The organism is Pseudoalteromonas sp. (assembly GCF_018402495.1).
Lineage (GTDB): Bacteria > Pseudomonadota > Gammaproteobacteria > Enterobacterales > Alteromonadaceae > Pseudoalteromonas.
Genome location: NZ_JAGYIU010000003.1, coordinates 561,132 through 587,416, shown reverse-complemented (window position 1 = coordinate 587,416; position 26,285 = coordinate 561,132). Strand labels below are relative to the sequence as shown.

Sequence of the window (26,285 nt, the reverse complement as noted above, 5' to 3'; positions counted from 1 at the left end):
CCGCCCCTAGTTCGAACAAATTTCAATCCGCAAAGCCTAGTGATAACCCGTATCCTTAACCTTGCCTCTAAACACCCAGTACGTCCAGCTGGTATAACCTAACACAATAGGAATAACAAAAAGAAACCCTATCAGTAAAAACAGCTGTGAATTATATGACGATGCCGCATCCCAAATAGTAAACTTAGGAGGCACAATATAAGGCCATTTACTTACTAAAAGGCCAATATAACTGAATAAGAAAATCCCCATTGTTGCTACAAAGGGTAAGCCATCACTTTGTTTTTTAACTGAACGATAAACCACATACGCACAGTACATTACCAACACAGGAATTAACCAAATCAAGCTTACATTATCAAACCACTTAGCTTTAACAGTCTCATCTATAAAAGGGGTATAAGCACACACAATGGCAAATACAACTAAAAAGGCAACAAGGAGCTTAGGCGTAATTTTATAAGCCCAATCTTGTACTTCACCATCCGTTTTCATAATAAGCCACGTGCTACCTAGCAGTGCATAACCTACAACTAACCCTAATCCGGTTAACACAGTAAATACACTTAACCAATCTAAAGGTCCGCCCGAATAAACAAAGCCTTCTGTTTCAAAACCTTGAATATAAGCCCCCACCACAGCTCCCTGAGCAAATGATGCAACAATAGACCCTACTGAAAACGACCAACTCCATAGATGCTTAGAGGTTTTTGCTTTAAATCTAAACTCAAATGCTACGCCTCTAAAAATGAGTCCTGCAAGTAATAAAAAGACCCCTATATACAAAGCCGGTAAAAAAACAGCGTAAACCAGTGGAAATGCGGCAAGTAAACCTGCACCACCAAGCACTAACCATGTTTCGTTACCATCCCATACAGGTGCAACAGAATTCATCATTTTATCGCGTGCTTTTTCATTCGGGGCAAAGGGAAATAAAATTCCCTGCCCCAAGTCAAATCCATCCATTAATACATACATCATGATCCCAAAACCAATGATGCCTGCCCATATTATAGTTAAATCAAATGGCTGTTCCATACTTTATTCCTTCTCGTCAATAGCAACATGGGCTGCAGAAAATGGGCGCATAGGACGTTCAATTTCATCCATTTCATGTGGTGCACTCGCCTTTTCTATTCCGCCTTTAAATACTTTTAATAAATAGTAAACACCAGCGCTGAATACGAGTGAATAAACAATGATATACCCAATCAAAGTAAATAGTGCCATGCCACCAGTTAGTGAAGGAGTTAACCCTTGAGCGTGGGTCATTTGTCCATAAATCAACCAAGGTGCTCTGCCAGTTTCTGTTACTATCCAACCAGCTAAAACAGCAAAAAACGGGCTTAAACTCATTAATCTTAAGCCATTTAAAAATAAAGGCGATTTATAGTACTGTCCTTTTCTTCTTAATATTAAGCCCCACAATGCAAACCCTATCATTAAAAAGCCAAGCGCAACCATGATCCTAAACGACCAAAATACAATAAATACTGGGGGCTGTTCTTCTTTAGATACTTCATTTAAGCCAGGTACTTCGCCATCCCAATCATGAGTTAACACAAAGCTTGCGAGCTTAGGTATTTTGACCTCAAAGTGGTTTTTTTGCTCTTGCTGATCGGGTATCGCAAATAGTAACAGCGGCACGCCTTTAGCCGTTTCCCAATTACCTTCCATTGCTGCTACTTTCATGGGTTGGTGTTTAAGTGTATTTAAACCATGAAAGTCACCAATAACCGCCTGAGCAGGCGCTAAGAACAGCAAGAACCACAAAGCGATTGAAAGCGCTTTTCGATTTGCTTCAAATTCTCTGTTTTTGAGTAAAAACCATGCGCTTACACCGGCAACCACTAACGCAGCAGTTAAAAATGACGCGATAGCCATGTGTAAAAAACGATAACCAAAAGAAGGATTAAATAACGCTTGCGACCAGGATGCTACATGATAAATGCCATCTATTAACTCTAAACCTTGAGGTGTTTGCATCATAGAGTTTGCTGAAAGTATCCAAAAAGAAGAGATAAATGTGCCTAGCGCCACCATGCATGCTGCAAAAAGGTGCACTCCTTGTGGCACTTTGTCTCTGCCGAATAAAAGCACACCTAAAAATGCAGCTTCTAAAAAGAACGCTGTAACTACTTCGTAGCTCAACACAGGCCCTAAAAAATTAGCGGTCGCATAGGAAAAATTACTCCAATTTGTACCAAACTGGAATGACATCACAATTCCTGAAACAACACCAATACCAAACACTACAGCAAAAACTTGAATCCAAAATTTAGAGAGCCTTTGCCATATTGGATTACCTGTTTTAAATGATAAGAATTCAAAGCCAGCAATTGTGCTTGCCAAGCCTATAGTAAAGACAGGGAAGATTGCATGAAAACATACAACAAACGCAAATTGTATTCGCGATAGTAAAAGAGGATCTAATTCCATATCCATTCCTAATGTTTTTAAAAATTACGCTCAGATCTTTTGATCTTTGCAGATTAAAATTCACTCAACGCTGCACTACTTTCATTACTGTTATACGATTCGTTGGCTGGTGCTTTTGTAAAAGCAAGCCGAGTTCAAATAAATAAACCTGTAACAACACATTAATTCAATTTGGTTATAATTAAATATCTTTTTGTTATATATGATTGTATTTTAAATAAACATAAAATCAACTGCGCAATTAAAATACAATAGATAACTTGATATTGATCACGTTAATTCGCAGCTTGGAGTGCTTTTACTAAGGTAAATGCCCCTCGAATATCACCTGCGTTAAACCCAACCGCTTCATCTAAAGGGTAGTACTGTTTAATAACCGTTTTCACATCAGGTGCAACTGTAGAGCCATGACAAGCTAAGCACAAACCACCGGTTGGTATAGCTTTCATGTAGCGGAAGCTTTGTTCATCGTAACTCGACTTTGTCAATGTATTAACCTCAATACCTTGCTGTTTAAGTTTTTCAAAATCAGCCAGCGTTTTTAGCTCCCATTGATCAGCCGTATTACTAGTGTTTCTGGTACGTAAGCTAGTACGACCAACAATCCAGCCATCCGTTGACAACTGCTCAGCTATTTGTGGTGCCTGCTCACTGCACACTTTAACACCAGCGCTGAGCCCTCCTTTATTTATAGCTGACTTTAACTGCGACTTTAAACTGCTCGAGAATTCTTTTATTCGCTTTTGTGCTTCTTGCTCCAATACACTTTTATCATTTTCACCAAGTGATGTTGAATTTACAGCTAAAGGAGTAAAACCCATGATTAAAATTAAAACTAAGTAGTTTTTTAACATTACTCTTCCCTCTGAGCTCTTGTAAAATAGATTAACTATAAAAGTAGCTATAATTTTAAAGCTGATTGAGTGGCACTTTCAAATAGCTAACACCGTTATTATCTGCAGGTGGAAAATTACCCGCCCTCACATTAAGTTGAATTGCAGGCAAAATAAGGCGCGGCATAGATAGCGTTTTATCACGTGTTTCACGCATTTCTATAAATTGCTCTTTTATTACGCTGTTGTTGACATGGATATTAGACTCTTTTTGCTCTTTAACTGTGACGCTATGGCGATAATCTCGACTTTCGTTTGGGTAGTCATGGCATACTTGAATCGTTGTTTCATCCGGCAAAGCCAATACTTTTTTTATCGAGTCAAAAAGCTGTGAACTGCTCCCACCTGGAAAATCACACCGTGCCGTGCCAACGTCTGGCATAAAAATAGTATCCCCTACAAATATTACACTTTCATCAATCAAATAAGCTAAATCGGCAGGGGTATGGCCTGGCGTATGCATTACTCGAATTGTAAGTTCACCCACATGAAAAATCTCACCGTCTTTAAATAACCTATCAAACTGCGCTCCGTCAGGGAGAAATTCTTTTTCTAAATTAAATAATGTTTTAAACGTCTTTTGAACGTGTTTAATATGCTCACCAATCCCAATTTTTGCACCAAACTGTTTTTTAAAAAATGGTGCACCTGAAATGTGATCAGCATGTGCATGTGTTTCAAGTACCCATTCGAGTGTAAGATTATGTTCATTGATATAGCTGGCTATTTTTTCAACACCATCTTGGTAAGTGCGACCCGATTTATAATCAAAGTCTAAAACGGGATCGATAACCATGGCTTTTTTAGTTTGCTTATCAAAAACAACATAGCTAAAGGTTTCACTGTCTTCATCTAAAAACTGTTTTATATGATAGTTTATGCTCATAGTGCGTCTCCTAAATTAGCCCAAGGAGGAACACTTGGGCTGAGGTTACTAAACAATACTAAAGAGATTTTTTACTAAAGTACCAATCAACGTAATCGTATCCTTTATCTTTACGACCAGCAGCGTCTTCAACGGTATGCGGTGGTGGTACAATAACTGGTTCGCCTTCTACCCAATTCTCTGGTGTAGCTACTGAATTTTCATCACTTGTTTGTAGTGCTTTAACTAAACGTAAAAATTCATTTACTGAGCGACCATTACTCATTGGGTAATAAACCATCGCTCGCATTACCCCCTCAGGGTCAATGATAAACGTAGCTCGTACAGCTGCAGTATCGCTTGCACCAGGTTGAACCATGCCGTAAGCATGAGCCACTTCCATTGAAAGATCTGCAATAATTGGGAAAGGTATATTCACACCAAAGTTTTCTTCAATGTTACGTACCCAAGCAATATGTGCATGAATACTGTCAATCGATAAACCTAATAATTCAGTATTCATCGCTGAAAACTCTTCTGCTGCATTTGCGAAACCCATGAACTCGGTAGTACATACCGGAGTAAAGTCTGCTGGATGCGAGAAAAGCACTAACCACTTACCTTTGTAATCTTCAAGTGTACGATCACCATGAGTTGTCTTCGCATTAAATGCAGGTGCTGGCTTGTTTAATTGTGGGAACTGTAATTGTCTTTCATTTTGTTCAGTCATAACATTCTCCTAATTGATGTTTATCGTTTTGACAAGACCAATATTGCATAAGCATATAACTAAAAGCAATAAAAGAAAACAGATGAATCTAATCTATATAATCGATGAAATATTTTAACGGCTACTCTTTAGCCACATAACAGCAATAAAATAAATTATAAACCACTGAAAATTAATATTAAATTTTTAACCTCATGCACTTGGTTTGCTTATTTTTAAAGCCATATTCCTTTTTATCAAAGTAAAATTTATATTAAACCTTGCTACATTAGGTTAATCTAATATAAACTAAAATCAAATTCAACAATACTTTAATTAACCTTATTCAAGAGGAAACTTAACTATGCAACTAAAAGAAATATCTGCAAACGAAGCATTTGTAATGATTGAGAAGGAAGATGTAGAAATAATAGATGTTCGCGAACCTGCAGAACACATGACCTCTCATATAGTGGGCTCGAAATTACATCCTTTGAGTAAAATTAAAGGAGAAGATATCAAACAAGGAAAGAGTGCTTATATAGTCTATTGTCAAAAAGGAGGGCGGGGTAAAAGCGCCTGTGAAAAACTCCTTGCTCATAACCCAGACTTAACTGTTTATAATATTAGCGGTGGCATAAATGAGTGGGTAAAGGAAGGCTATGATGTTCGAAAAGGTGAAAAGTCAATTTTGCCACTAGACCGTCAAGTCCAGTTATCAATTAGCACTCTTTTATTATTGTTTTGCACGCTTTCTCTGACCATCTCCACTAACTTTATTTGGCCAGTAATATTTATTGCAATGGGTTTGTTTGTTGCTGGTGCAACCGGCTTTTGCGGGCTAGCAAGAGTGATAGCTTTGATGCCGTGGAACCAAAAAGTATAACTCAACGCAACGCTTCTTAATTTTAAAGTACACTGAAAGGTCACTTTTATGCGCATATTAACAGCTATACTCCTACTAGCTTCAACGATTAGTTTAAATACTTTCGCCGCTGATACTAAGCCTAAGCTTATGTCATTTATAACGTCTGAAAATACACAAACCCAGCTTATGGGTATGGTTTTGTCTTTACAAGCACTAAAGCAAGGGGCGCAAGTTGATATTCTTTTGTGTGGACCCGCTGGCGACATTGCATTAGTCGATGCTCCAGCATCCGTTTTAACACAACTAAAGCCGAATAATATGAGCCCACAAAGCTTAATGAAAAATATTATGAAAATGGGTGGTAAGGTTCAGGTTTGCGCACTTTATCTACCTAATAAAGGTGTTAAAAAAACGGACTTGATTGAAGGTATTACCCCTGCTTTACCCCCCCACATAGCTAAAAAAATGCTTGATACCGAAACTAAAGTCATATCATTTTAGTCATTAAAAAATAATTGATTCAAGGGTACGGGCGGTATTACCTTGAATCAATTCATTAACATACGAAAGCGCTCAACCTTAGGCTTGCTTAAACGGGTTGCGGGTGTCTTGATGTTCATCGAGGTTGCGCATTAAAATTGCGTGCGCTAACTCAACGGTATCAGGTAGAGCGATGTGAACAATATGACCTGACCCTTTGGCATCGGTAATCACCTCGCCTTTTTTGTTTTGCATATTTTCAAGCACAAAACTAATATTACCGTTTGGTGTCATAAGCTCTAATGAATGGCCTACACAAAATTTGTTTTTTACATCTATTTCAACCAAACCAGTGGCATTGCGCCCTAATACTTCGCCAACAAATTGTTGCTTGGTAGAAACTGAATGACCATACTCGTAATTTTGATAATCTTGATGGGCGTGACGTTTTAAAAAGCCTTCGGTGTAACCACGATGGGCGAGGTTTTCTAAGGTTTTAAATAAATCGGCATCAAACGGTTTACCTGCCACGGCATCATCAATAGCTTTACGGTAAACCTGTGCGGTGCGAGCAACATAATAAAACGACTTAGTACGCCCTTCTATTTTAAGGCTATGCACCCCCATTTTTGTTAGTTGCTCTACGTATTGCACCGCACGTAAGTCTTTGGAGTTCATAATATACGTACCATGTTCGTCTTCAAATGCAGGCATGTATTCCCCTGGGCGGCCTTGCTCTTCAAGCATAAATACATCCTTGCTAGGTGCGCCTTCCCCTAAAGTAGGTATGACTGATTCAGGGTCAATTTTATGTACCATGTCACCGGTTTCGTTCTCAACCCCAGGCTTTACATCGTATTCCCAGCGGCACGCATTAGTACAGGTACCTTGGTTAGGATCGCGTTTATTAATATAACCCGAAAGCAAACAGCGCCCTGAATAGGCCATACAAAGTGCGCCGTGTACAAATACCTCTAGCTCTGTTTCAGGACAAAGTGTGCGAATTTCATTTATTTCTTCAAGTGATAGCTCACGGGATAAAATCACACGCTCTATGCCTTGTTTTGCCCAAAACTGTACGCTCGCAAAATTTACAGCATTTGCCTGTACCGATAGGTGAATTGGCATATTGGGCCACTTTTCACGTACTAGCATTATTAAACCTGGATCAGACATGATCAACGCATCGGGCTTCATGGCAATAACCGGTTCTATATCACGTAAATACGACTTAACTTTTGCGTTATGCGGAGCAATATTCGACACTACATAAAACTTTTTATTGAGCGCATGCGCTTCATCAATGCCTATTTTTAAGGTATCTAAGTCAAATTCGTTATTACGCACACGTAAACTGTAACGCGGCTGACCGGCATACACAGCATCAGCACCATAGGCAAACGCATAACGCATGTTTTTTAAGCTACCAGCGGGGCAAAGTAATTCCGGAATAAATGAGGGTGAACAAGTAACAGCTGACATGTGCGCTCCATACATAGAACCGGGTTCAAGCCGATTGCATGAATAGTTAAGGAAAATAAAGCGCGCAAGTATAATAAGTGAAAAGAAGAGAAACCTTGATCAAGATCATCAAAGTTTTCCTTCAATAGCAATAAGGTTAATTATTTTTTAATTGATTCGAAAACTGGCTAACGGCATCAACAACTTGCTGCGCGCCTTTTTTAATATCAGTCATCACTAAGCCAGCTTCGTTTGACAGCACCAACCCTTGCTGGGCTTTTTGCTTACCTTGCTCAATAGCAGTAACGCTTGACTGGGTCAAATTTTGATTTTGTTGCACCACGTCAACAATTTCTTCTGTTGCTTTGGACGTTCTTGAAGCTAATTGCCTAACCTCATCAGCAACAACAGCAAAACCACGCCCTTGATCACCTGCACGAGCGGCTTCAATTGCAGCATTTAACGCTAATAAGTTAGTTTGATCTGCAATACTGCTAATACTTTGAACAATACTGGCTATTAACTGTGATTGCTTGTCTAGTGCAGATATCTCTTCGCCTGCTTGTTCCATTTGTACTGCAAGTTCATCCATAACTTGTACTGTTTTATTAATAACATTAGCGCCTTTGTCAGCATTATTATCTGTTTCAATAGACGTACTGTGTGCAATACTTGCCGCTTCCTCTATAGCGAGTTCTCTTTGAACTTGCTCAGTGATCACCGTAGCAAATTTAACTACTTTATAGAGCTCATTAGCCTCATTAAAAATAGGATTATATGACGCTTCTAACCACACTATATGGCCATGCTTATTAATACGTTTAAAGCGGCCCGCCACAAATTCACCTTGCCCTAGACGTTTCCAAAATGTGCTGTACTGATCGGAATTCGCTTCATCATCGGTGCAAAATATACGATGATGCTGCCCAACTATTTCTTCTTGTTTATAACCCGTGCCTTTTAAAAAGTTATCATTTGCTTTTAAGATGATGCCATCGGGTTGAAACTCTATCACCGCCATAGAGCGGTTTAGCGCCTTAATTAAACCTTCGTTTTCTCTTGATGCTTCGATTATTTTGGTAAGAACAGTGCAGTGTAAAGTTAAATACTGAAATTTGCCGTTTTCATCTTTAATGGGATGCAAAATACAACGTAGCCAATCGCGTTTTTGATCAGAATGTGCAAATTGAATAGCGCCTGCGTAATGCTCACAACGACTTACTGCACTTTTAAAAGCAATAAAATCGGGGTTATTACGGGAGTTTTCTGGAATAAAATTTAATATGCTTTGGTTAAGGAGCTGCTCATCAGAATAATTAAATGTGCGTTGAAAATTTTTGTTCTGACTTATAATAGCGCCATGCTGGTTCAACTCAAGTACGAGCATTTCACTGTCAAGGCTTTGTTTTATTTGCTCTTTAGCTGAGAGCTTATTTTGCAAATCAGCAATTTGACTTTTTAACTTCTGATTAAAAAACATGTTATTACCTTAATATTTGCACGTGCACTCTACGTACTTGTGGTTTTTTTTGTGAATGTATAAAAAGTTTTAGATCATACAAACAATATAATAAAAAATTATAAACATATAATAAACGTAAAAATAGTGTATCTAGTTCATAAATTAAGGTTAGTAAATTAAAATATTTAGTAAAGTATAATAAATTAGGTTTTTTTCACTAAAACGCGTATAATTCGCGCCCGTTAATATTCAACCTTTTATTTAAATTATTGGAGCACAAAGATGGCTTTAGAGCGTACTTTTTCAATCGTAAAACCTGATGCAGTGGCTAAAAATCACATCGGCGCAATCTACAACCGTTTCGAAACTGCGGGTCTTAAAATTGTTGCCGCTAAAATGGTTCACCTTTCTAAAGAAAAAGCGGAAGGTTTTTATGCAGAGCACAGCGAGCGTCCTTTCTTTGGCGCTTTAGTTTCTTTCATGACATCTGGCCCTGTAATGGTTACTGTTCTTGAAGGCGAAAACGCTGTTCTTAAAAACCGTGAAATCATGGGTGCAACTAACCCAGCTGAAGCGCTAGCAGGTACTTTACGTGCAGACTACGCTGATAGCATCGACGAAAATGCGGTTCACGGTTCTGACGCTGTTGAATCTGCTGCTCGCGAAATCGCGTACTTCTTCGCTGACGAAGAACTTTGCCCACGTACTCGTTAATACGAACGCGCTAAGCAAAAGTAAAAAGGGCTTTCGGGCCCTTTTTTAGTCATTAGTTAAAGTATTAATTATCTCATTTTTGATATTTTACTTAATGATTATAGTGGGTAAATTGTGTACAATTCGCCCTTGTAAATTTTTACCATCACCGCCACCGATTGAGGTTGTTACATGACCGAGCAAAAAAAGATTAACTTATTAGATTTAAACCGAGATGCAATGCGAGAGTTGTTTGTATCATTCGGTGAAAAGCCATTTCGTGGCGATCAGGTGATGAAATGGATTTATCATTTTGGCGTAGATAATTTCGACGACATGAGCAACGTCAACAAAAAGCTAAAAGAAAAGCTTAAAAATGAGTGTGAAATTGTTGCACCTGAAATTTCAGTTCGCCAGCAAGCCAGCGACGGTACAATTAAATATGCACTCGTACTTGAGGGCGGCCAAGAAGTAGAGGCTGTTTGGATCCCTGAAAAAGATCGCGCCACATTATGTGTATCGTCTCAAGTGGGTTGTGCACTGGAATGTACTTTTTGCTCAACGGCACAACAAGGCTTTAACCGTAACTTAAAAGTGTCTGAAATTATTGGCCAAGTATGGCGTGTAGCCAAAGACATTGGCCTTGATGGCAACAGTGAAAAACGCCCTGTCACTAACGTCGTTATGATGGGGATGGGCGAGCCACTACTTAACGTTAAAAATGTAGTACCGGCTATGGAACTGATGATGGACGACTGGGGCTTTGGTTTATCTAAGCGCCGCGTAACATTAAGTACCTCAGGTGTAGTACCTGCGCTTGATTTACTAAAAGAAAAAATCGACGTTGCGCTGGCCATTTCACTTCACGCACCTGATAACGCGCTGCGTGATATTTTAGTGCCTATTAATAAAAAATACCCAATTGAAGAGTTTTTAGCAGCCTGTCGTCGTTATATCGATGGCTCAAAAGCTAATAAAGATGTGACTATTGAATACGTTATGCTTAACGGCGTAAACGACAGCACCGACCAAGCACATGAACTGGTTAAAACCCTAAAAGGTACGCCCTCTAAGGTAAACCTTATTCCATTTAATCCATTCCCGGGGAATGAGTATACACGGTCTAGCAACAGCCGAATTGACCGTTTTTCTAAAGTTTTACAAGCTGCAGGCATTACCTGTATTGTTCGTCGCACACGAGGGGACGACATTGACGCTGCCTGTGGTCAATTAGCTGGTGATGTAGTTGACCGCACTAAACGCATGGCAAAAAAGAAAATGCGCGACGATAACAAAATCTCAGTTAACATTCATCACGCCTAATATTTGCTAATCTAGAGCTTTTGTGATAAGTCGTTTATTTTTAAATAAATGATGCAACACAAAAGCTTTTAGGTAAGATAGGGTCTATAGAAATAAATAAAGAGACAAAGTAATGCGATCTTTACTTGCTTTAGCACTATCAACACTACTTTTGAGTGGTTGTGTTACTGAAAACAGTTATAACGGCAGTAATAAGCCTGTTCCAGAAAACAAACTCAACAATAATGGCGCAGCTCGCACGCGTATTGCTTTAGCATTACAGTACCTCAAGACAGGTAATAACTCTCAAGCAAAGTATAACCTAGAACGTGCCGCTGAATACGCCCCTAACTTACCCGAAGTTCACTATTCTCTAGCGTATTATTATCAACAAGTTGGTGAAAACGCACTCGCCGACAAGGCTTATCAAAAAGCGCTAGCTATTAAACCAGACGATCCGAATACCCTAAATAACTACGGTACGTTTTTATGTAGTATTGATGAGTATGATCGCGCCACAGAACAGTTTTTAAAAGCCATTGAAGTACCTAGTTATATTCGTGTTGCGCAAAGCTATGAAAACTTAGCCCTGTGCGCCATTGAGTCTAACGACTTCACCAGCGCAGAGAGCTATTTTCAACAAGCACTGAATCACAGTTCACAAAGAGCCTCAACACTTATAAGTTTAGCTGCTTTGTATTACGCAAAAAGTGACTTATACAAAGCCAGTAACTTATTAAAGCGCTATGAAGATAGTGCACAGGTTTCATCGCGAGCATTATTACTGAACTATTTAATTAAACAACGCATGGGCGCAATAGAAGAAGCTGAGAAAATTGCGGCTACTATTTTACAAACTTACCCAAATAGTGTTCAAGCTAATGCTATTCTTAATAACCAAATTAAACAAACAGAATTTGAAGTGCTGAGTGAAAAATATCGCCAAGCACAACTTAATGAATTACAAAGAAATAGTAGTAAAAACAATCAAGCCATTATCAAACCTAAGATAAAGATTGTTCGAAAAAAGAATACTATAAACGAAGTGAGCACTGATAGCTCAATAGATAACAACACCGATTTCAAAACTATCTATTTTGGTGAGCCCCAATCAAACTTAATTGAGCCAAACACCCAAGAAAAAACAACATATAAATCAGTTAAAACAAAAAATCAGGTAGTATTTAACGAGCCAGATATAGCTTCAAAAGAGATAACTAATAAGAGGCAAGAGCCAGAGGATACAAGAAAAAAAAGTAATCAGTTACAACATAAATTACTTAACCCGATACTAGAAGACATAACAATACCGTTCCATATTATTCGACCCGGAGAAAACCTTTTTAGTATTTCGTTACAATACAATGTTAAACTAAAAAAACTTTTGCAATGGAATAATTTAAAAGAATCAGATCGTATAGTAGGCGGACAAAAAATATATTTAAATAATCCAAATATATTTTATGAAATCAAAGCTGATGACACCCTTAATAACATTGCCACTCAAAATAAAATATTGATTGACCAATTAATACGGTGGAATAAATTAAGTCCAGATATAGCGCTCAAGCCAGGACATAAACTCTTAATAGTGGACCCAGACTCATACTTATTATGAAAGAAGATAATATACAACCTCAAAGCGAAGAATCCTCTGTAGGACACATACTAAAAACGCATCGAGAAAATGCAAATATCAGTATTAAAACTATTGCTTCGCTATTAAAATTAACTGAATCACAAGTTCAGCATATTGAAAATGACGAATATCGTTCTTTAGGTGCAAAAACATTTGCAAAAGGCTATATAAAAAATTATTGCCGTGTATTAGATATTGATAGCAGTCCTATATTGGCTATGCTACCTACGTTTAATGATCCAGATAAATTTGTTGATATGCAAAGCTTTTCGCGTCGTACAGAACAAGAAGCACACGATAGCCGATTAATGATTGTAAGCTATTTAATATTAGCTATTGTTATTGGTTCTTCTGCCGTATGGTGGTGGCAAAATACGACACTCATAGACGAAAATACTAAAACAATAATAAATACTAATAATTCGCTCAATAATCTGCAACAAGACGCGAAACAGCTAATCGAGGAAACTGAAGAAACTCACTCTGATAGCAGTGGTTCTTCGCAAGAGTTAGACAATCAAGTATTGCAAATTGAGCAGCCAACAATTCAAGCCGTGCCAGTGAATGATACGCAAAACGCCAGTGCACCAGAGAACAATGATTTAAGCACTATTGTTATGATGTTTAACGATGAGAGTTGGGTAGAGATTCATGATGCCAACGATGACAAAGTGGCTTTTGGAGTAAAAAAAGCAGGCTATGAAATGACACTAACTGGAGTAGCGCCTTTTTCAGTAGTATTAGGTAAGCATCATGTTGTTAATATTACCCTAAATGGTGAGCCAGTTGATATTTCAGCCTTTCCCAGAAACCGTTTAGCTAAATTTAAATTACCATTAGCAGAGTAGTCGCGATGTTTTCAGAATCTCCTATCAAACGCAGAAAATCCACCCGTATAAATGTGGGTAATGTTCCTATTGGTGATGGTGCACCTATTGCCGTGCAATCGATGACCAACACAGACACGATGGACGTTGATGCCACTGTAGCGCAAATTCAAGCTATTCAGGACGCTGGTGCTGATATTGTTCGCGTATCAGTACCGACTATGGATGCTGCTGAGGCATTTAAAAGTATTAAAGAACAAGTGTCGATCCCCCTTGTCGCCGATATTCACTTTGACTATCGCATTGCATTAAAAGTAGCAAAATACGGTGTTGATTGTTTACGTATCAACCCAGGCAACATTGGCAGCGAAGAGCGTATTAGAGCGGTTGTTGATTCGGCCCGTGAGCATAACATTCCCATTCGAATAGGCGTAAATGGCGGCTCACTTGAACGCGATTTGCAAGAAAAATACGGTGAACCCACCCCAGAGGCTTTATTAGAATCGGCAATGCGCCACGTAGATATTTTACGCCGCTTAGACTTTGATCAATTTAAAATCTCGGTAAAAGCATCAGACGTATTTTTAGCGGTAGGCGCGTATCGCTTGCTTGCTAAAGAAATCGACCAGCCACTGCATTTAGGCATTACTGAGGCTGGCGGCATGCGCTCAGGCTCTGTAAAATCAGCTGTTGGCTTAGGTATGCTTCTTGCCGAGGGCATTGGTGATACATTACGTGTATCATTAGCGGCAGACCCTGTACAAGAAATAAAAGTTGGCTTTGATATATTAAAATCACTGCGTATTCGCTCGCGTGGTATTAACTTTATTGCTTGTCCGAGCTGCTCACGCCAAGAATTTGATGTGGTAAGCACCATGAACCAGCTTGAAGAACGTCTAGAAGATATTATTGAACCGGTTTCTGTGTCAGTGATTGGCTGTGTGGTTAATGGCCCAGGTGAAGCGCTAGTGAGTGATATAGGCCTTGCTGGTGCAAACCGTCGCTCAGGCTTATACATAAATGGTGAACGCCAAAAAGCCCGTATTGATAACAATAATATTGTTGATCAACTCGAAGGCTATGTACGCGATTTTATCGAGCAAAAGCAAAAACAAACCCCTATCGACATAAAAATTGTCGATTGATTTAAACTCGCAGCAATATGCATTTAATTGACTTTTTTAGTAGCAACCTCATAACGTAGTACAAATTACATACACACCGCTACACTCGCAATTACCTTACAGTTAAGGTTATAATGCAGGGTCGATTTTTAGTTTTACGTGATTGCAGTCTCAGACTGCATACAAACAGATTTAGGATTTATCAGTGGCAAAACAAATTCAGGCAGTTCGCGGTATGAACGATTGCCTGCCAGGCGATACGCAAGTTTGGCAGAAAGTAGAGCACATTTTACGCGAGACCGTATCATCGTTTGGTTATCAAGAAATTCGTTTTCCAATTGTAGAATCAACCGACCTATTCAAGCGCTCTATTGGTGAAGTAACCGATATTGTAGAAAAAGAAATGTACACCTTTGCCGATCGTAACGGTGATAATTTAACTCTGCGCCCTGAGGGGACAGCAGTGTGTGTACGTGCAGGTAATGAAAATGGCCTGTTATATAATCAAGAACAACGCCTTTGGTACATGGGCCCGATGTTTCGCCATGAGCGCCCACAAAAAGGTCGTTACCGTCAGTTTCATCAATTCGGCTTAGAAACCTTTGGTATTGCCAGCGCCGACATAGACGCTGAGGTGATATTACTCACGGCACAACTTTGGGAAGCATTTGGCATAAGCGAGCATGTGCGTTTAGAACTTAATTCATTAGGCTCAAATGAAGCGCGCGCTCAATATCGTGATGCCTTAATCGCCTTTTTAGAACAACATACCAACGTACTAGATGAAGATTCTAAACGTCGTATGTACTCTAACCCACTGCGTGTTCTTGATACTAAAAATCCAGATATACAAGCAATTCTAGTCGATGCGCCAAAATTATCTGAGCATTTAGATATTGAATCAAAAGAACATTTTGAAAATTTATGTGAACGATTAGATGCAGCAGGCGTCAAATACACGGTTAATGAAAAGCTAGTACGTGGTTTAGATTATTATAACCGTACCGTATTTGAATGGGTAACCGATAGCTTAGGCGCACAAGGTACTGTATGTGCCGGTGGTCGTTATGATGGCTTAGTTGAGCAATTAGGTGGTAAATCAACCCCAGCAGTTGGTTTTGCAATGGGATTAGAGCGCCTAGTTTTACTGCTTCAAGCACTTGAATGTGTGGGTGACATACGCCGTAGTGCTGATGTATATTTAGCAGCCATGGGCGACAAAGCCAGCATTCAAGCACCTATTATTGCATCTACGTTACGTCATGATGTACCCGGATTACGCGTAATGGTGCATGCTGGCGGTGGTAACTTTAAAAAACAATTAAAACGTGCTGATAAAAGCGATGCATTAGTCGCGGTTATTATCGGTGAAGATGAATTAGAGCAAGGCGTTGTGACCATTAAGTATTTGCGTGAGCGTAAAGAACAAGTCACATTAGAATTAGAACACGCTAAAGCGCTACTTGCTGAACTAATTAATAGCTAAATTACATAAAGCGCAGCGAGTAAAGCGCTTTAACAGAGGTAAGCATGGAAATTTATTCAACAGAAGAACAACAAGCAGAAGCAATTAAACGCTTTTTTCGTGAAAACGGCCTATCACTTGCGCTAGGTGTTATTGTTGGTTTAGGTGGTTTATACGGCTGGAAAGCGTATAACCAAAACCAAATAACCACGGCAGAGCAAGCATCTGATGCCTACACTAAGCTTGTTGAAAGTGATGACGTATTAGCCTCTGCTGATACCTTTATCAGCGAAAATAAAGACACTCAGTACGCCACGTTAGCGGCATTTGTTGCTGCAAAAGAAGCGGTTGATGCACAAAAATTAGATATAGCAAATGAAAAGCTAAGTTGGATTGTATCAAATGTAAATAACGCTCAATTAAAAGCGATTGCCACTACGCGTTTAGCGCGTGTGCAAATTGCGCAACAACAATACGATGAGGCATTAACCACGTTAAACTCACCGCTGCCAGAAGCATTTAATGCAAATGTTGCAGAATTAAAAGGTGATATTTACACTCAACAAGGCAATAAAGAGCAAGCACGCGTGGCTTATCAAGCCGCAGTTGATGCCGGTGGATTAACCAGCAATCCTCTATTACAAATTAAGTTAGATGACCTAGCAGTAACTAGCCCAGCGGCATAAGGTTTTAGGCATGAAAAAAATAACAACCGCCACCCTTGCACTTTGCATGGCAACGCTCATGGGGTGCTCATCAAGTGATGATGAAGATGAACTCGTTCTTCCTGAGATCGTTAACCAGTTTAAAACCGAAATCGTATGGCAAGAGTCTATTGGCAATGGTGTGGAACATTATTTCTCTCGCCTTTCACCCGCTGTTCATAAAGGAACAGTTTATGTGGCTAGCCGCGAAGGACAAGTAGAAGCCTTATCCGTTGATAATGGCGATACACTATGGAAAACCGACGTACGTAAAGATACGTCATTTTTGCCCTGGAGCGATAACGATAGTGCAAGATTATCAGGTGGTTTATTACAAGCCTATGGTAAAATATATGTAGGCTCTGAACACGGCTATGTAGTGGCACTTGATCGTGAAACTGGTAAAGAAGTATGGCGAAAGAAAGTACCCGGTGAATCGCTTTCTAAACCGGCAGCAGGCGATGGCTTAATCTTTGTTAATTTAGCATCAGGTAAGTTACTTGCTCTACATCCAGATACGGGTGAAGAGCGTTGGCGTTTTGAGCAAGAAGTGCCAGCACTTACCTTACGCGGTCAAAGTTCGCCAGTAGTCGCTAATGGTGGCGTATTAGTTGGACTTGAAACTGGTAAACTAAGCGTTTTAATCTCAGAAAACGGATACTCTGCATGGAGTGCAGAAATTGCAGTACCAAAAGGTGCGTCGGAATTTGAACGTTTAGTAGATGTAGACACCCAGCCAATTATTAGCGGCGCATTTGCCTATGCAATTGCATACAACGGTAACTTATCGGCTGTTGATATTCGCTCAGGTAATGTTGTGTGGAAGCGTGAATATAGTAGCTACCGTGAAATTAGCATGGATTTGCAAACGATTTATGTTGTAGACAGTAACGGGGTTGTTTACGCACTTGATAAAGATTCGGGCATTGAACGTTGGAGCCAACCCGCTCTACGTGGCTGGTACTTAACAGGCCCAGCGGTTGCCGGTGATTATTTAGCGTTAGGTGATCAAGAAGGCAATTTGCATTGGTTAAATAAAGACACTGGCGAGCTAGTATCTCGTGAAGACTTTGACAGTTCAGGTTTTTTTGTTGAGCCTGTTGTCGCTGACGATAAATTGATTTTATACACCCGCGATGGTGAAGTTAGCGCGGTAAAAATACCAAACTAACTGACTACTATTAGTGTAAGGCACTAATAGTTAATTATTTTTTGTAAGGCTTCGCACTGCGAAGCCTTTTGTTGTTTTTTAAAGAGGTAGTTTATGCTTCCCGTGATCGCTCTTGTAGGGCGACCCAATGTGGGCAAATCCACATTATTTAACCGTTTAACACGTACCCGTGATGCACTCGTTGCCGACTTTCCAGGCTTAACGCGTGATAGAAAATATGGCCAAGCAAATTATGACGGCTTTGAATTTATCGTGGTAGATACGGGCGGTATTGATGGCTCAGAAGAAGGCATCGAAACCGAAATGGCTGATCAGTCATTACTCGCCATTGAAGAAGCAGATATTGTTTTATTTTTAGTTGATGCTCGTGTAGGTATGACTGTGGCTGATCAAGCTATTGCTAATCACTTACGTAAGCAAGAAAAGAAAAGCTTTGTTGTTGCTAATAAAACCGATGGTATTGATGCTGACTCAAACTGTGCTGAATTTTATCAGTTGTCGCTTGGCGAGGTTCATCATATTGCTGCCGCTCATGGCCGTGGTATTACCTTACTACTTGAGCAAACGCTTCAGCCTGTTATTGCAGAACTTGCCGCACTTGATGAAGATGTAGCCGATGACGATGAAGAGCTTATCGACCTATATCAAGAAGGTGAAGAAGATGATACGGATCACCAAGCCTTTGCTGATAAACCAATAAAACTGGCTATTATTGGTCGCCCTAATGTTGGTAAGTCAACCCTTACTAACCGTATACTAGGTGAGGACCGTGTAATTGTTTACGATATGCCTGGCACAACTCGCGATTCAATTTACATACCAATGACCCGAAACGATAAAGAATATATTCTTATCGATACAGCGGGTGTGCGTAAACGTAAAAAAGTAAGCGACGTAGTCGAGAAGTTCTCGGTGATTAAAACACTGCAAGCAATCGAAGATTGTAACGTCGTGCTACTTGTTGTTGATGCCCGCGACGGTATTTCTGATCAAGATTTAAGCTTATTAGGTTTTGCGCTTAACTCAGGTCGTTCACTGGTTATTGCCGTTAACAAGTGGGATGGCCTAGATAACTACGTAAAAGATCGTATTAAAACTGAGCTTGATCGTCGTTTAGGGTTTATTGATTTTGCCCGCCTACATTTTATCTCTGCCCTTCATGGTACCGGTGTTGGCCATTTATTTGAATCCGTTGATGAAGCGTACGAATCTGCAACTAAGCGTATAAGCACAGCAATGCTACGCCGTATTATGGATATGGCACAAGCTGATCACCAGCCGCCGCTAGTTCGTGGTCGTCGTGTTAAGCTTAAATACGCCCATGCTGGGGGCTATAACCCGCCGCGTATCGTTATTCACGGTAACCAAGTGCATGATTTACCTGATAGCTACAAACGCTACCTAATGAACTACTACCGTAAAGCGCTAAAAATTATGGGTACGCCAATCAAAATTGAATTTAGAGAAGGCGATAACCCATTTGCAGGGCGCACTAATAAAGTCACCCTGTCGCAAAAACGTAAAATTCGCGCGTTTAGTAAAGAAAACCGCAATAAATCTTAGAGCTCTAAGCTCCAAAATTAAAACCTTGTAGAGTGCGCCTTTACAAGGTTTTTTGCTATGAGTCACTCCTGCGCTATATTCGCATAGTCTTAGAATACCAATTATATTTAATCGTAAAGTCTAACTTGTTCGTAAAACATGTAGTTTTTTGCGTTCAGTGAGAACACTGATGCTCTTAATCTGCGGATTGTGCTGATGAGTATTAAAGCAAAACTTACTTTTATTTTAACCACGGGACACATGAATGAAAAAGCGCACCTTATATTGGCTGCAAAATGATTTGCGCATTGATGACAATGCAATTTTAGCTGATTTATCACAACAACAATGTGAACTTGATCTCGTATTTGTGATCAATCCTGCTTGGTTCAAAAGCAATAACTACCAACAAAAACCCTATGGCATCCACAAACAACGCTTTTTAAAGCAAAGCCTCTATGAGCTACAGGAGTCTGTTTTAGGGCTTGGCCAAACCTTGCATATTTTAGAAGGCGATCCGGTAACGGTATTAACACAGCGTATTAATGAGCTTGGCATTAATGAAGTTGTATATAGCGAGCAAATAGGCGTTTATGAACAACGCCAAATTAGCGCACTTAAATCGAAATGCGCCACTGTGGTATTTAAATCTGTGATGCAAGATACCTTATACCAACAACAGCAACTCCCCTTTGAGCTTGCAAGCTTACCTACCGGCTTTACACCCTTTAGAAAAAAAATTGAAGCCACTGATATCACTTTATCCGCAGTGCCGTTCTCAGCAAAAAGACTTCCACCGCCTATTATTTTATGTGCTAAACAGCCTATATCAGAACTGCCAGCAGGAAATCCTTTACTCCAAGGTGGGCATCTTGCCGCACTTAAACATTGTCTGCAGTACTTTTCATCAGCTTTACCGAGCAGCTATAAAGTCACTCGTAATGATCTTGATGGTTTTGATAACTCAACTAAATTTAGTAGCTGGCTGGCTTTTGGCTGTATTAGTGCCAAGCAAATTTTTTGTGCAGTAGATGCTTATGAAGCGCGCCATGGAGCAAACGAATCAACTTACTGGATCAAGTTTGAATTGCTCTGGCGTGAGTATTTCAAGTGGCATGCCATTAATGTGAAGCATCAGCTTTTTACCTTTAAAGGTAAAAAACAAAGCTCGCCACTCACCACTTTTAGCCCGAACCGTTTTGCTAAATGGTGCCAAGGTAGTACCCCTTATCCGCTGGTTAACGCGATTATGAAAGAGCTTAACGCAACGGGGTTTATTACCAATCGCTCACGACAAATTGCAGCCAGTTGCTTGGTCAACGAACTACAACTAGACTGGCGCTATGGCGCAGCCTACTTTGAGCAACAATTAATAGATTACGATGTGGCATCAAACTGGGGGAATTGGCAATACATTGCAGGTGTTGGAGTCGACCCGCGCGGTGGTCGACACTTTAATTTGGCAAAACAAACCCAGCAGTACGACCCACACGGTGAATATACCACCAAATGGCAAGGCAATGCGCACTGTGATGCACAATTAGATGATTTAGATGCCGCTGACTGGCCCCTCTAAGAGGCCATACATATCAAATGGTATGGGTCTCGGCGTTTATTTATTTTTATCCATAAAATTATTCACTTGCGATAGCACAGCAAAGTACTCACGCTCAGCTTCTTTGTTTTGTGCTAGTTTGTCTAAATCACCGATTAAGGTTACTAATTGCGTATGTGAATAACTTGATGTTGTTCTAAACTCGTTCTGCGCGCCTACACCACTGAGGCGCTTTTTTTCTTCCATTCGATGGCTATCTTCATTTTTTTCAAGCCAAATATCGTTAATAAGACGAATATTACTCTCACTGGTGGTTGTTTCTTTTAATTCCTTTTTTAGCTGTCATTCCGCACTCTATTTTTGAATTAAAATCGTTCAATAACTGAGCATGATTTTGCCTTTTGTTAAAAAAACTTCTTGACGCCGATCCCGAGTTTTGATCTATTACTCTCTTTTGAGAGCACAATATTATGCCTGTTCCTTATTCTAAAATACTCGACCACCATGGTCTCGTCGCTGGTTTTTGTCATAGTCTTGGTTTTGCTGATATTATTGATAAGGCTTTAGGGGGCGCGGCTCCCGAGCGTAAAATCAGTTGTGGCCAACTGGTGACTGCAATGGTCTTAAATGGTCTTGGCTTTACTGGCCGAACCTTACATATGTATAGCGAATACTTCAGAAACAAGCCTGTCGACCGGCTCATTGGTGAAGGCGTGTTACCTGAGCATATTAACGATGATGCGCTAGGACGATGCTTAGATAGTTTGTACGAATATGGTGTTTCCAACTTGTATCAACAGTTAGGCGAAGCCGTTGTTACTAAGCTTGGTTTGGCAACTGAAGCTTTGCATCTTGACTCGACAAGTTTCCATTATGATGGTCAAGCCACTGAGGACGATGAGCCGAGGCACATTCGTATAGCCAGAGGTTATTCACGCGATCATCGACCTGAGCTTAATCAAGTGATATTAAATCTTATATGTGAGAATCAGTCTGGGATCCCCGTATACATGAAACCGGCCAGTGGCAACAGTAATGATATGGAGGGTTTCAAGCAGATTGTAAAAGCGCATATTGGCAGTTTAAAAGCCGCGCAAGCGAGCCGTTATTTAGTGGCGGATGCTGCGCTTTATGTGAAAGAAACGATTGAGGATTTAGACGCGCAAGGCCAATTATTTATTACTCGCGTACCGCAAACACTCAAAGAAGCGAAGGCACTGATCAAACAAGCTCCAACCTTGATGTTTACACCTATTTCTCAAGGTTATGAAGGCGTCAGTTATGACAGCGAGTATGGTGGTGTCAAACAAAAGTGGCTACTTATTCGCAGTGAACAAGCTTACAAGCGTGAGCAACACAATTTGAACAAGCGCATGTTAAAAGCGGGCGAGCAAGCGCGAAAAGACTTCAAACTGTTAGGCCAACAACGCTTTGCCTGCGCACAAGATGCGCAAACCGCCCTTATAAAATGGCAAGACAAGCAAGCGGTATGTAATGTCAACGCGCAAGTAACAGAAGTCGCTGTTTATGCGAGTGCCGGACGACCTAAGTTAGGCGAGTTACCAACACGCATTGAGTATCAAATCACGGGCAATTTATACACACCTCTAGCCTCGCGGCAAAGCGCTTTAGAACAACTTGGACTGTTCATTATTGCCACCAATGATGTCAGTGAGGGGCTTGATATGGCAAGCTTGCTGAGCAGTTACAAAGCCCAACAGAATGTTGAAAAAGGCTTTCGCTTCTTAAAAAGCCCCGACTTCTTAACGAGCGCCATTTATCTTAAAAAACCGGAGCGTATTGAAGCGCTATTGATGGTGATGACCTGCTGCTTAATGGTATATGCGGGCTTAGAGCATCAAATTCGTACAACCTTAGTCGAGAAAAATTGCTACTTCCCAAGTATGAAGTACAAACCCGAGCAGCGGCCTACAGCGCGTTGGGTATTCCAATGCTTTGAAGGAATAGCGGTTATATATTTACCAGACAAAACGGCATTGGTAGCCAATTTAGAAACGCGTAATCAGACCATCATTGATTGCTTAGGTGAAAAGTACCAGAAAATTTATTCTTAAAATGGGTGCGGAATACCGGTTTTAGCTCGTATTGAGATATTTCGGGATTAAACTGATACACTTTTTTATCTACATCCACCTCATGGGCCTGATCAAGGCCAACCAATTCGTTGTCTTTTACAGCGGTACCAATAGTGTAACTTTCTTGTTTGTCATAATAATCAGGGGGGATGTCAGAGCGGTTACCTTCTTCATAATTAAAACGCGTGCTCGCCGCTTTATCTTGAGTAACCCCAGTTAATCCTGCTGACTTTTGGTATTCTGTATTTTGGCTCAGCTTTGTGGTGCTTGTTGCTATGTAATCACCTTGATCCATTGCAAAAGAGAATTTTGCATCAAAGTCAGCTAACTTAGAAATCCCGTCGCCTAGGGAGTTTTTATCACTACTTCCTAGTCCTTGATAACGTGGATCACGGGTGATCATATTGTCAACCAAATCAGCGACTAGCTCGCGTCCGTTAGTAAACTGCTGTGTAGCAACTGACTCTATTTGGCTATAGCGCTCAGCGGCTGATGACATACTACTAAACGCACTTTTAAAAACAGCGAGCCCTTGTTTCATCACTTCATCACTTTTGTCACCAAACGCTGAACGCGTACTTTTCTCTGAGCTATTGAGCTGGCTATCTTCTAAACTTTTATCAAGCGCTTTTATGTATTGCTGCATTTGGCTTTTGTCTTGCGTGCCAATGGTTGACATATCGAGCGAAAAATCAATATTGTTTTGTCCGTTTACCGATTCAAATTCGAGTAGTTGCTGCTGGGAATCTTCATCAAGGGTATAACTTAAATTAAGCTCATTGTCTTTTCCAAGGAGCGCTCCATCAGCATCGGCAGTATTGCCCTCTGAAGTTGAAAAATACAAATCAAAACCCGAAAGCTGTTTATTATCAAAATTGCTTAAAAAGCTTAAATCTAAATCGGCTTGGTTTGCGGGTACATAACGACTGTAAGCACTTTGTTTAGCTTTAAAAAATTCATCTGCCATTTCGCCTACACCAGAAAGTACTTGCGTTAATGCCTGATGTTCAGCCTCAGATAAGTCGCCATCTACTTTATAACTTACACTAAATTCGTCAGTGGTTTCGCCGGTTTCTTCATCGTAACCTTGCGCAGAATGAAAAGTGATTTTAATAACATCACCTTCTTTGGTTTTTACCGAAAGCTCAAATCCATAGTTATCACCATCTTCATAGCGCTCGCGGTTAAAACTTTCCATCAAGGGGTCAAGTGAGCGTTCAACACGCTGCTGACTAGACGCTAAAAACGTTTTTTAATTGAACCCAAGTTGCCCCAAACTAGATAAAATATCACTAGTATTAGCATAAGCGCCTTGAATATTTTTTACCGAGCTATTTAAACGCTCAATTAACTGATCGCTACGTTCATTTTTTAATAGACCCTCTTGCGCAGAGCTAATAACCGTTCGCAGCGCAACCTCTTCACTGGAGAGTTTATAATTTGAGCCACTGGGTGTGCTGGAAATCGTGAGTAACGAGGATAATTGTTGATTAAGAATTTCATCGACTTGTTGGTCACTAAACTGACTGAGCATTTCATCAGTAATTGTTGCTGTGTTTGGCACTAAATCAGCACTCGTTTTTAAGCCTGTAGGAACACGTGTTTGATACGAATTACTAGCAGATTGAGCAAGCAACCCACTTAAATTAGCATAATTACCGAGCGCTTTATTAACCATGATTATCCTTAACCTGAGATTGAACTACCTAGCGTATCAGTGTTTTGAGACAAAACTTTAGTGTTTAATTAGGGTTTGTTGAGCTTTGCGAATAATTTGGCTAATCGGTTGTCAGCTATATTGCTAAAGAGGAAGCTAAAGTCGCAGGTTTACCTTGCGAGCTATGTAATATGCCAACACCGCAAGTTAAAACAACCACTTTAGTATGCGACAATTGCCATTATTGTTATAATAAAACGAGCGACAAACACGTTGCTGATGCTACGTATTGCCAATTTTGTAATCCTTAAGAGTCATCATGAAATTACACCAACCCACACAATTATTAAACAATGAAACCTGTATTATTGATGCAGTGGCATTGTTAAAAGCCGGTGAATGCGTCGCTTTACCGACAGAAACTGTGTATGGACTAGCGGCCGATGCAACTAATGCTAATGCGGTTGCAAAAATATTTACCGCTAAAGGTCGTCCAACAAACCATCCATTAATTGTACACATACCCGATAAAACTCATATGCAGCAGTGGGCAAAAGACATAAGTGACTCGGCCATTACGCTGGCAAACGCGTTTTGGCCTGGGCCACTGACACTGATACTAAATGCTAAAGATAATTTAAATAGTCCTGTTACTGGCGGTTTACCCACTATTGGGCTTAGAGTACCTGCTCACCCTCAATTTTTAGCCATTTTAAAACAATTAAATACTGGGCTTGCAGCTCCCTCAGCTAATCGCTATAAACAACTCAGTCCAATAAATGCAGCCCATGTTATGGGCGATTTAAATGGCCGAATTAGCGCGGTGTTAGAAGGCGGGCAATGTGATGTGGGTATTGAATCAACAATTGTTGATGCCACCACTGATCAATTACGCATTTTACGCCCAGGGCCAATTAATGCTGCTGACATTTTACAAAAAACAGGACTGAATGTTGCGACTCCGCTTGCACACAACGAAGTGGTACCAGGCAACGTAAAAGCTCATTATCAGCCCCATGCGCCAGCGATACTGATTAATACTGACGATTTTGACAGCCATTTGAGTAAAATAACGGATGAACAAGTACAGTATTTAATTTATTCAACAGCTGCACAGCAACACTTATTAGCAAGCCATATTGCGCCTCATCGCATTACCAAGCTCAGTAGTTGCCCTGTAGAGTATGCTAAAAACATGTATAAAACGCTGCATCTTGTTGATGAAACGTCGCCAACAGTTATTTACATTGAAAAGCCGCCTGTAAACGTTGAATGGGCCGCAGTGAACGATCGCCTAAACCGAGCAACTACCGTTTATAAAGAGTAAATAAAT

At 40.1% G+C, this 26,285-nt stretch carries 23 protein-coding genes and 1 pseudogene; 15 read left to right on the top strand and 9 right to left on the bottom strand.

The genetic code is table 11. From position 1 onward, the window contains the following. Positions 1–36: 36 nt before the first annotated feature. The 5 genes from cydB to KG708_RS12330 all read right to left on the bottom strand — a co-directional run bounded on the left by cydB (position 37) and on the right by KG708_RS12330 (position 4,927). Positions 37–1,038 carry a cytochrome d ubiquinol oxidase subunit II gene (cydB, locus tag KG708_RS12350; protein ID WP_213610195.1) on the bottom strand — a complete coding sequence of 334 codons (1,002 nt, stop codon included), beginning with the start codon at positions 1,036–1,038 and terminating at the stop codon, positions 37–39. Between the two features lie 3 nt (positions 1,039–1,041). After that, positions 1,042–2,439 carry a cytochrome ubiquinol oxidase subunit I gene (locus tag KG708_RS12345; RefSeq protein ID WP_213610193.1) on the bottom strand — a complete coding sequence of 466 codons (1,398 nt, stop codon included), beginning with the start codon at positions 2,437–2,439 and terminating at the stop codon, positions 1,042–1,044. Positions 2,440–2,714: 275 nt separating this feature from the next. Then, positions 2,715–3,293, bottom strand: coding sequence for a DUF3365 domain-containing protein (locus KG708_RS12340; RefSeq protein WP_213610191.1), 579 nt, complete (start codon positions 3,291–3,293; stop codon positions 2,715–2,717). A 55-nt stretch (positions 3,294–3,348) separates the two neighbouring features. Beyond that, complete coding sequence (locus KG708_RS12335; protein WP_213610189.1) at positions 3,349–4,218, bottom strand: MBL fold metallo-hydrolase; 870 nt, start codon at positions 4,216–4,218, stop codon at positions 3,349–3,351. 58 nt (positions 4,219–4,276) lie between these two features. After that, complete coding sequence (locus tag KG708_RS12330; RefSeq protein ID WP_213610187.1) at positions 4,277–4,927, bottom strand: peroxiredoxin; 651 nt, start codon at positions 4,925–4,927, stop codon at positions 4,277–4,279. 343 nt (positions 4,928–5,270) lie between these two features. Between KG708_RS12330 and KG708_RS12325 the strand changes: the two genes are divergently transcribed. Continuing rightward, on the top strand, positions 5,271–5,792 hold the full coding sequence (locus tag KG708_RS12325; protein WP_213610185.1) for a rhodanese-like domain-containing protein: 522 nt from the start codon (positions 5,271–5,273) through the stop codon (positions 5,790–5,792). 48 nt (positions 5,793–5,840) lie between these two features. Further along, entirely contained in the window at positions 5,841–6,275 is a 435-nt protein-coding gene (locus KG708_RS12320; RefSeq protein WP_213610183.1) for a DsrE family protein, read from the top strand. Positions 6,276–6,353: 78 nt separating this feature from the next. Here KG708_RS12320 and yegQ read toward each other — a convergent pair whose 3' ends face one another. Together yegQ and KG708_RS12310 are read right to left on the bottom strand one after the other, a co-directional pair. Further along, positions 6,354–7,736, bottom strand: coding sequence for a tRNA 5-hydroxyuridine modification protein YegQ (yegQ, locus tag KG708_RS12315; protein ID WP_213610181.1), 1,383 nt, complete (start codon positions 7,734–7,736; stop codon positions 6,354–6,356). 136 nt (positions 7,737–7,872) lie between these two features. Beyond that, positions 7,873–9,195, bottom strand: a complete 1,323-nt coding sequence (locus KG708_RS12310) for a PAS domain-containing methyl-accepting chemotaxis protein (protein ID WP_213610179.1) — start codon at positions 9,193–9,195, stop codon at positions 7,873–7,875. A gap of 264 nt (positions 9,196–9,459) precedes the next feature. On the opposite strand from KG708_RS12310, the gene ndk reads away from it, so the two are divergent. The 10 genes from ndk (at position 9,460) to KG708_RS12260 (ending at position 21,220) form a co-directional block, all read left to right on the top strand. Next, positions 9,460–9,891, top strand: coding sequence for a nucleoside-diphosphate kinase (ndk, locus tag KG708_RS12305; protein WP_004586996.1), 432 nt, complete (start codon positions 9,460–9,462; stop codon positions 9,889–9,891). A 171-nt stretch (positions 9,892–10,062) separates the two neighbouring features. Then, positions 10,063–11,193: a bifunctional tRNA (adenosine(37)-C2)-methyltransferase TrmG/ribosomal RNA large subunit methyltransferase RlmN gene (locus KG708_RS12300; RefSeq protein WP_213610177.1), complete on the top strand. Its 1,131-nt coding sequence runs from the start codon at positions 10,063–10,065 to the stop codon at positions 11,191–11,193. Between the two features lie 112 nt (positions 11,194–11,305). Next, positions 11,306–12,790: a type IV pilus biogenesis/stability protein PilW gene (gene pilW, locus KG708_RS12295; RefSeq protein ID WP_213610175.1), complete on the top strand. Its 1,485-nt coding sequence runs from the start codon at positions 11,306–11,308 to the stop codon at positions 12,788–12,790. Beyond that, entirely contained in the window at positions 12,787–13,659 is an 873-nt protein-coding gene (locus KG708_RS12290) for a RodZ domain-containing protein (protein WP_213610173.1), read from the top strand. The genes pilW and KG708_RS12290 overlap by 4 nt, the downstream gene beginning before the upstream one ends. Before the next feature lie 5 nt (positions 13,660–13,664). Beyond that, positions 13,665–14,783 carry a flavodoxin-dependent (E)-4-hydroxy-3-methylbut-2-enyl-diphosphate synthase gene (ispG, locus tag KG708_RS12285; RefSeq protein ID WP_213610171.1) on the top strand — a complete coding sequence of 373 codons (1,119 nt, stop codon included), beginning with the start codon at positions 13,665–13,667 and terminating at the stop codon, positions 14,781–14,783. 184 nt (positions 14,784–14,967) lie between these two features. After that, complete coding sequence (gene hisS, locus KG708_RS12280; RefSeq protein ID WP_213610169.1) at positions 14,968–16,248, top strand: histidine--tRNA ligase; 1,281 nt, start codon at positions 14,968–14,970, stop codon at positions 16,246–16,248. Positions 16,249–16,292: 44 nt separating this feature from the next. After that, positions 16,293–16,913, top strand: a complete 621-nt coding sequence (locus tag KG708_RS12275) for a tetratricopeptide repeat protein (protein ID WP_213610167.1) — start codon at positions 16,293–16,295, stop codon at positions 16,911–16,913. Between the two features lie 10 nt (positions 16,914–16,923). After that, entirely contained in the window at positions 16,924–18,102 is a 1,179-nt protein-coding gene (bamB, locus tag KG708_RS12270; RefSeq protein ID WP_213610165.1) for an outer membrane protein assembly factor BamB, read from the top strand. 93 nt (positions 18,103–18,195) lie between these two features. Continuing rightward, positions 18,196–19,665: a ribosome biogenesis GTPase Der gene (gene der / locus KG708_RS12265; RefSeq protein ID WP_213610163.1), complete on the top strand. Its 1,470-nt coding sequence runs from the start codon at positions 18,196–18,198 to the stop codon at positions 19,663–19,665. Between the two features lie 244 nt (positions 19,666–19,909). Then, positions 19,910–21,220, top strand: a complete 1,311-nt coding sequence (locus tag KG708_RS12260) for a DASH family cryptochrome (protein ID WP_213610161.1) — start codon at positions 19,910–19,912, stop codon at positions 21,218–21,220. A gap of 36 nt (positions 21,221–21,256) precedes the next feature. Here KG708_RS12260 and KG708_RS17685 read toward each other — a convergent pair whose 3' ends face one another. Beyond that, on the bottom strand, positions 21,257–21,445 hold the full coding sequence (locus KG708_RS17685) for a hypothetical protein (RefSeq protein ID WP_301003404.1): 189 nt from the start codon (positions 21,443–21,445) through the stop codon (positions 21,257–21,259). A 224-nt stretch (positions 21,446–21,669) separates the two neighbouring features. Between KG708_RS17685 and KG708_RS12250 the strand changes: the two genes are divergently transcribed. Further along, on the top strand, positions 21,670–23,274 hold the full coding sequence (locus tag KG708_RS12250) for an IS1634 family transposase (protein WP_213610159.1): 1,605 nt from the start codon (positions 21,670–21,672) through the stop codon (positions 23,272–23,274). Between the two features lie 19 nt (positions 23,275–23,293). Here the strand turns inward: KG708_RS12250 and KG708_RS12245 are convergent. Beyond that, positions 23,294–24,973, bottom strand: a pseudogene (locus tag KG708_RS12245) (hypothetical protein); the annotation flags it as partial. A 119-nt stretch (positions 24,974–25,092) separates the two neighbouring features. Here KG708_RS12245 and KG708_RS17845 point away from each other — a divergent pair. Together KG708_RS17845 and KG708_RS12240 are read left to right on the top strand one after the other, a co-directional pair. Continuing rightward, the gene (locus KG708_RS17845) at positions 25,093–25,263 is read left to right on the top strand and encodes a DUF6671 family protein (protein WP_366513612.1); all 171 of its coding nucleotides are present in this window, start codon (positions 25,093–25,095) and stop codon (positions 25,261–25,263) included. 8 nt (positions 25,264–25,271) lie between these two features. Beyond that, positions 25,272–26,279: an L-threonylcarbamoyladenylate synthase gene (locus KG708_RS12240; RefSeq protein ID WP_213610156.1), complete on the top strand. Its 1,008-nt coding sequence runs from the start codon at positions 25,272–25,274 to the stop codon at positions 26,277–26,279. Positions 26,280–26,285 lie beyond the last annotated feature (6 nt).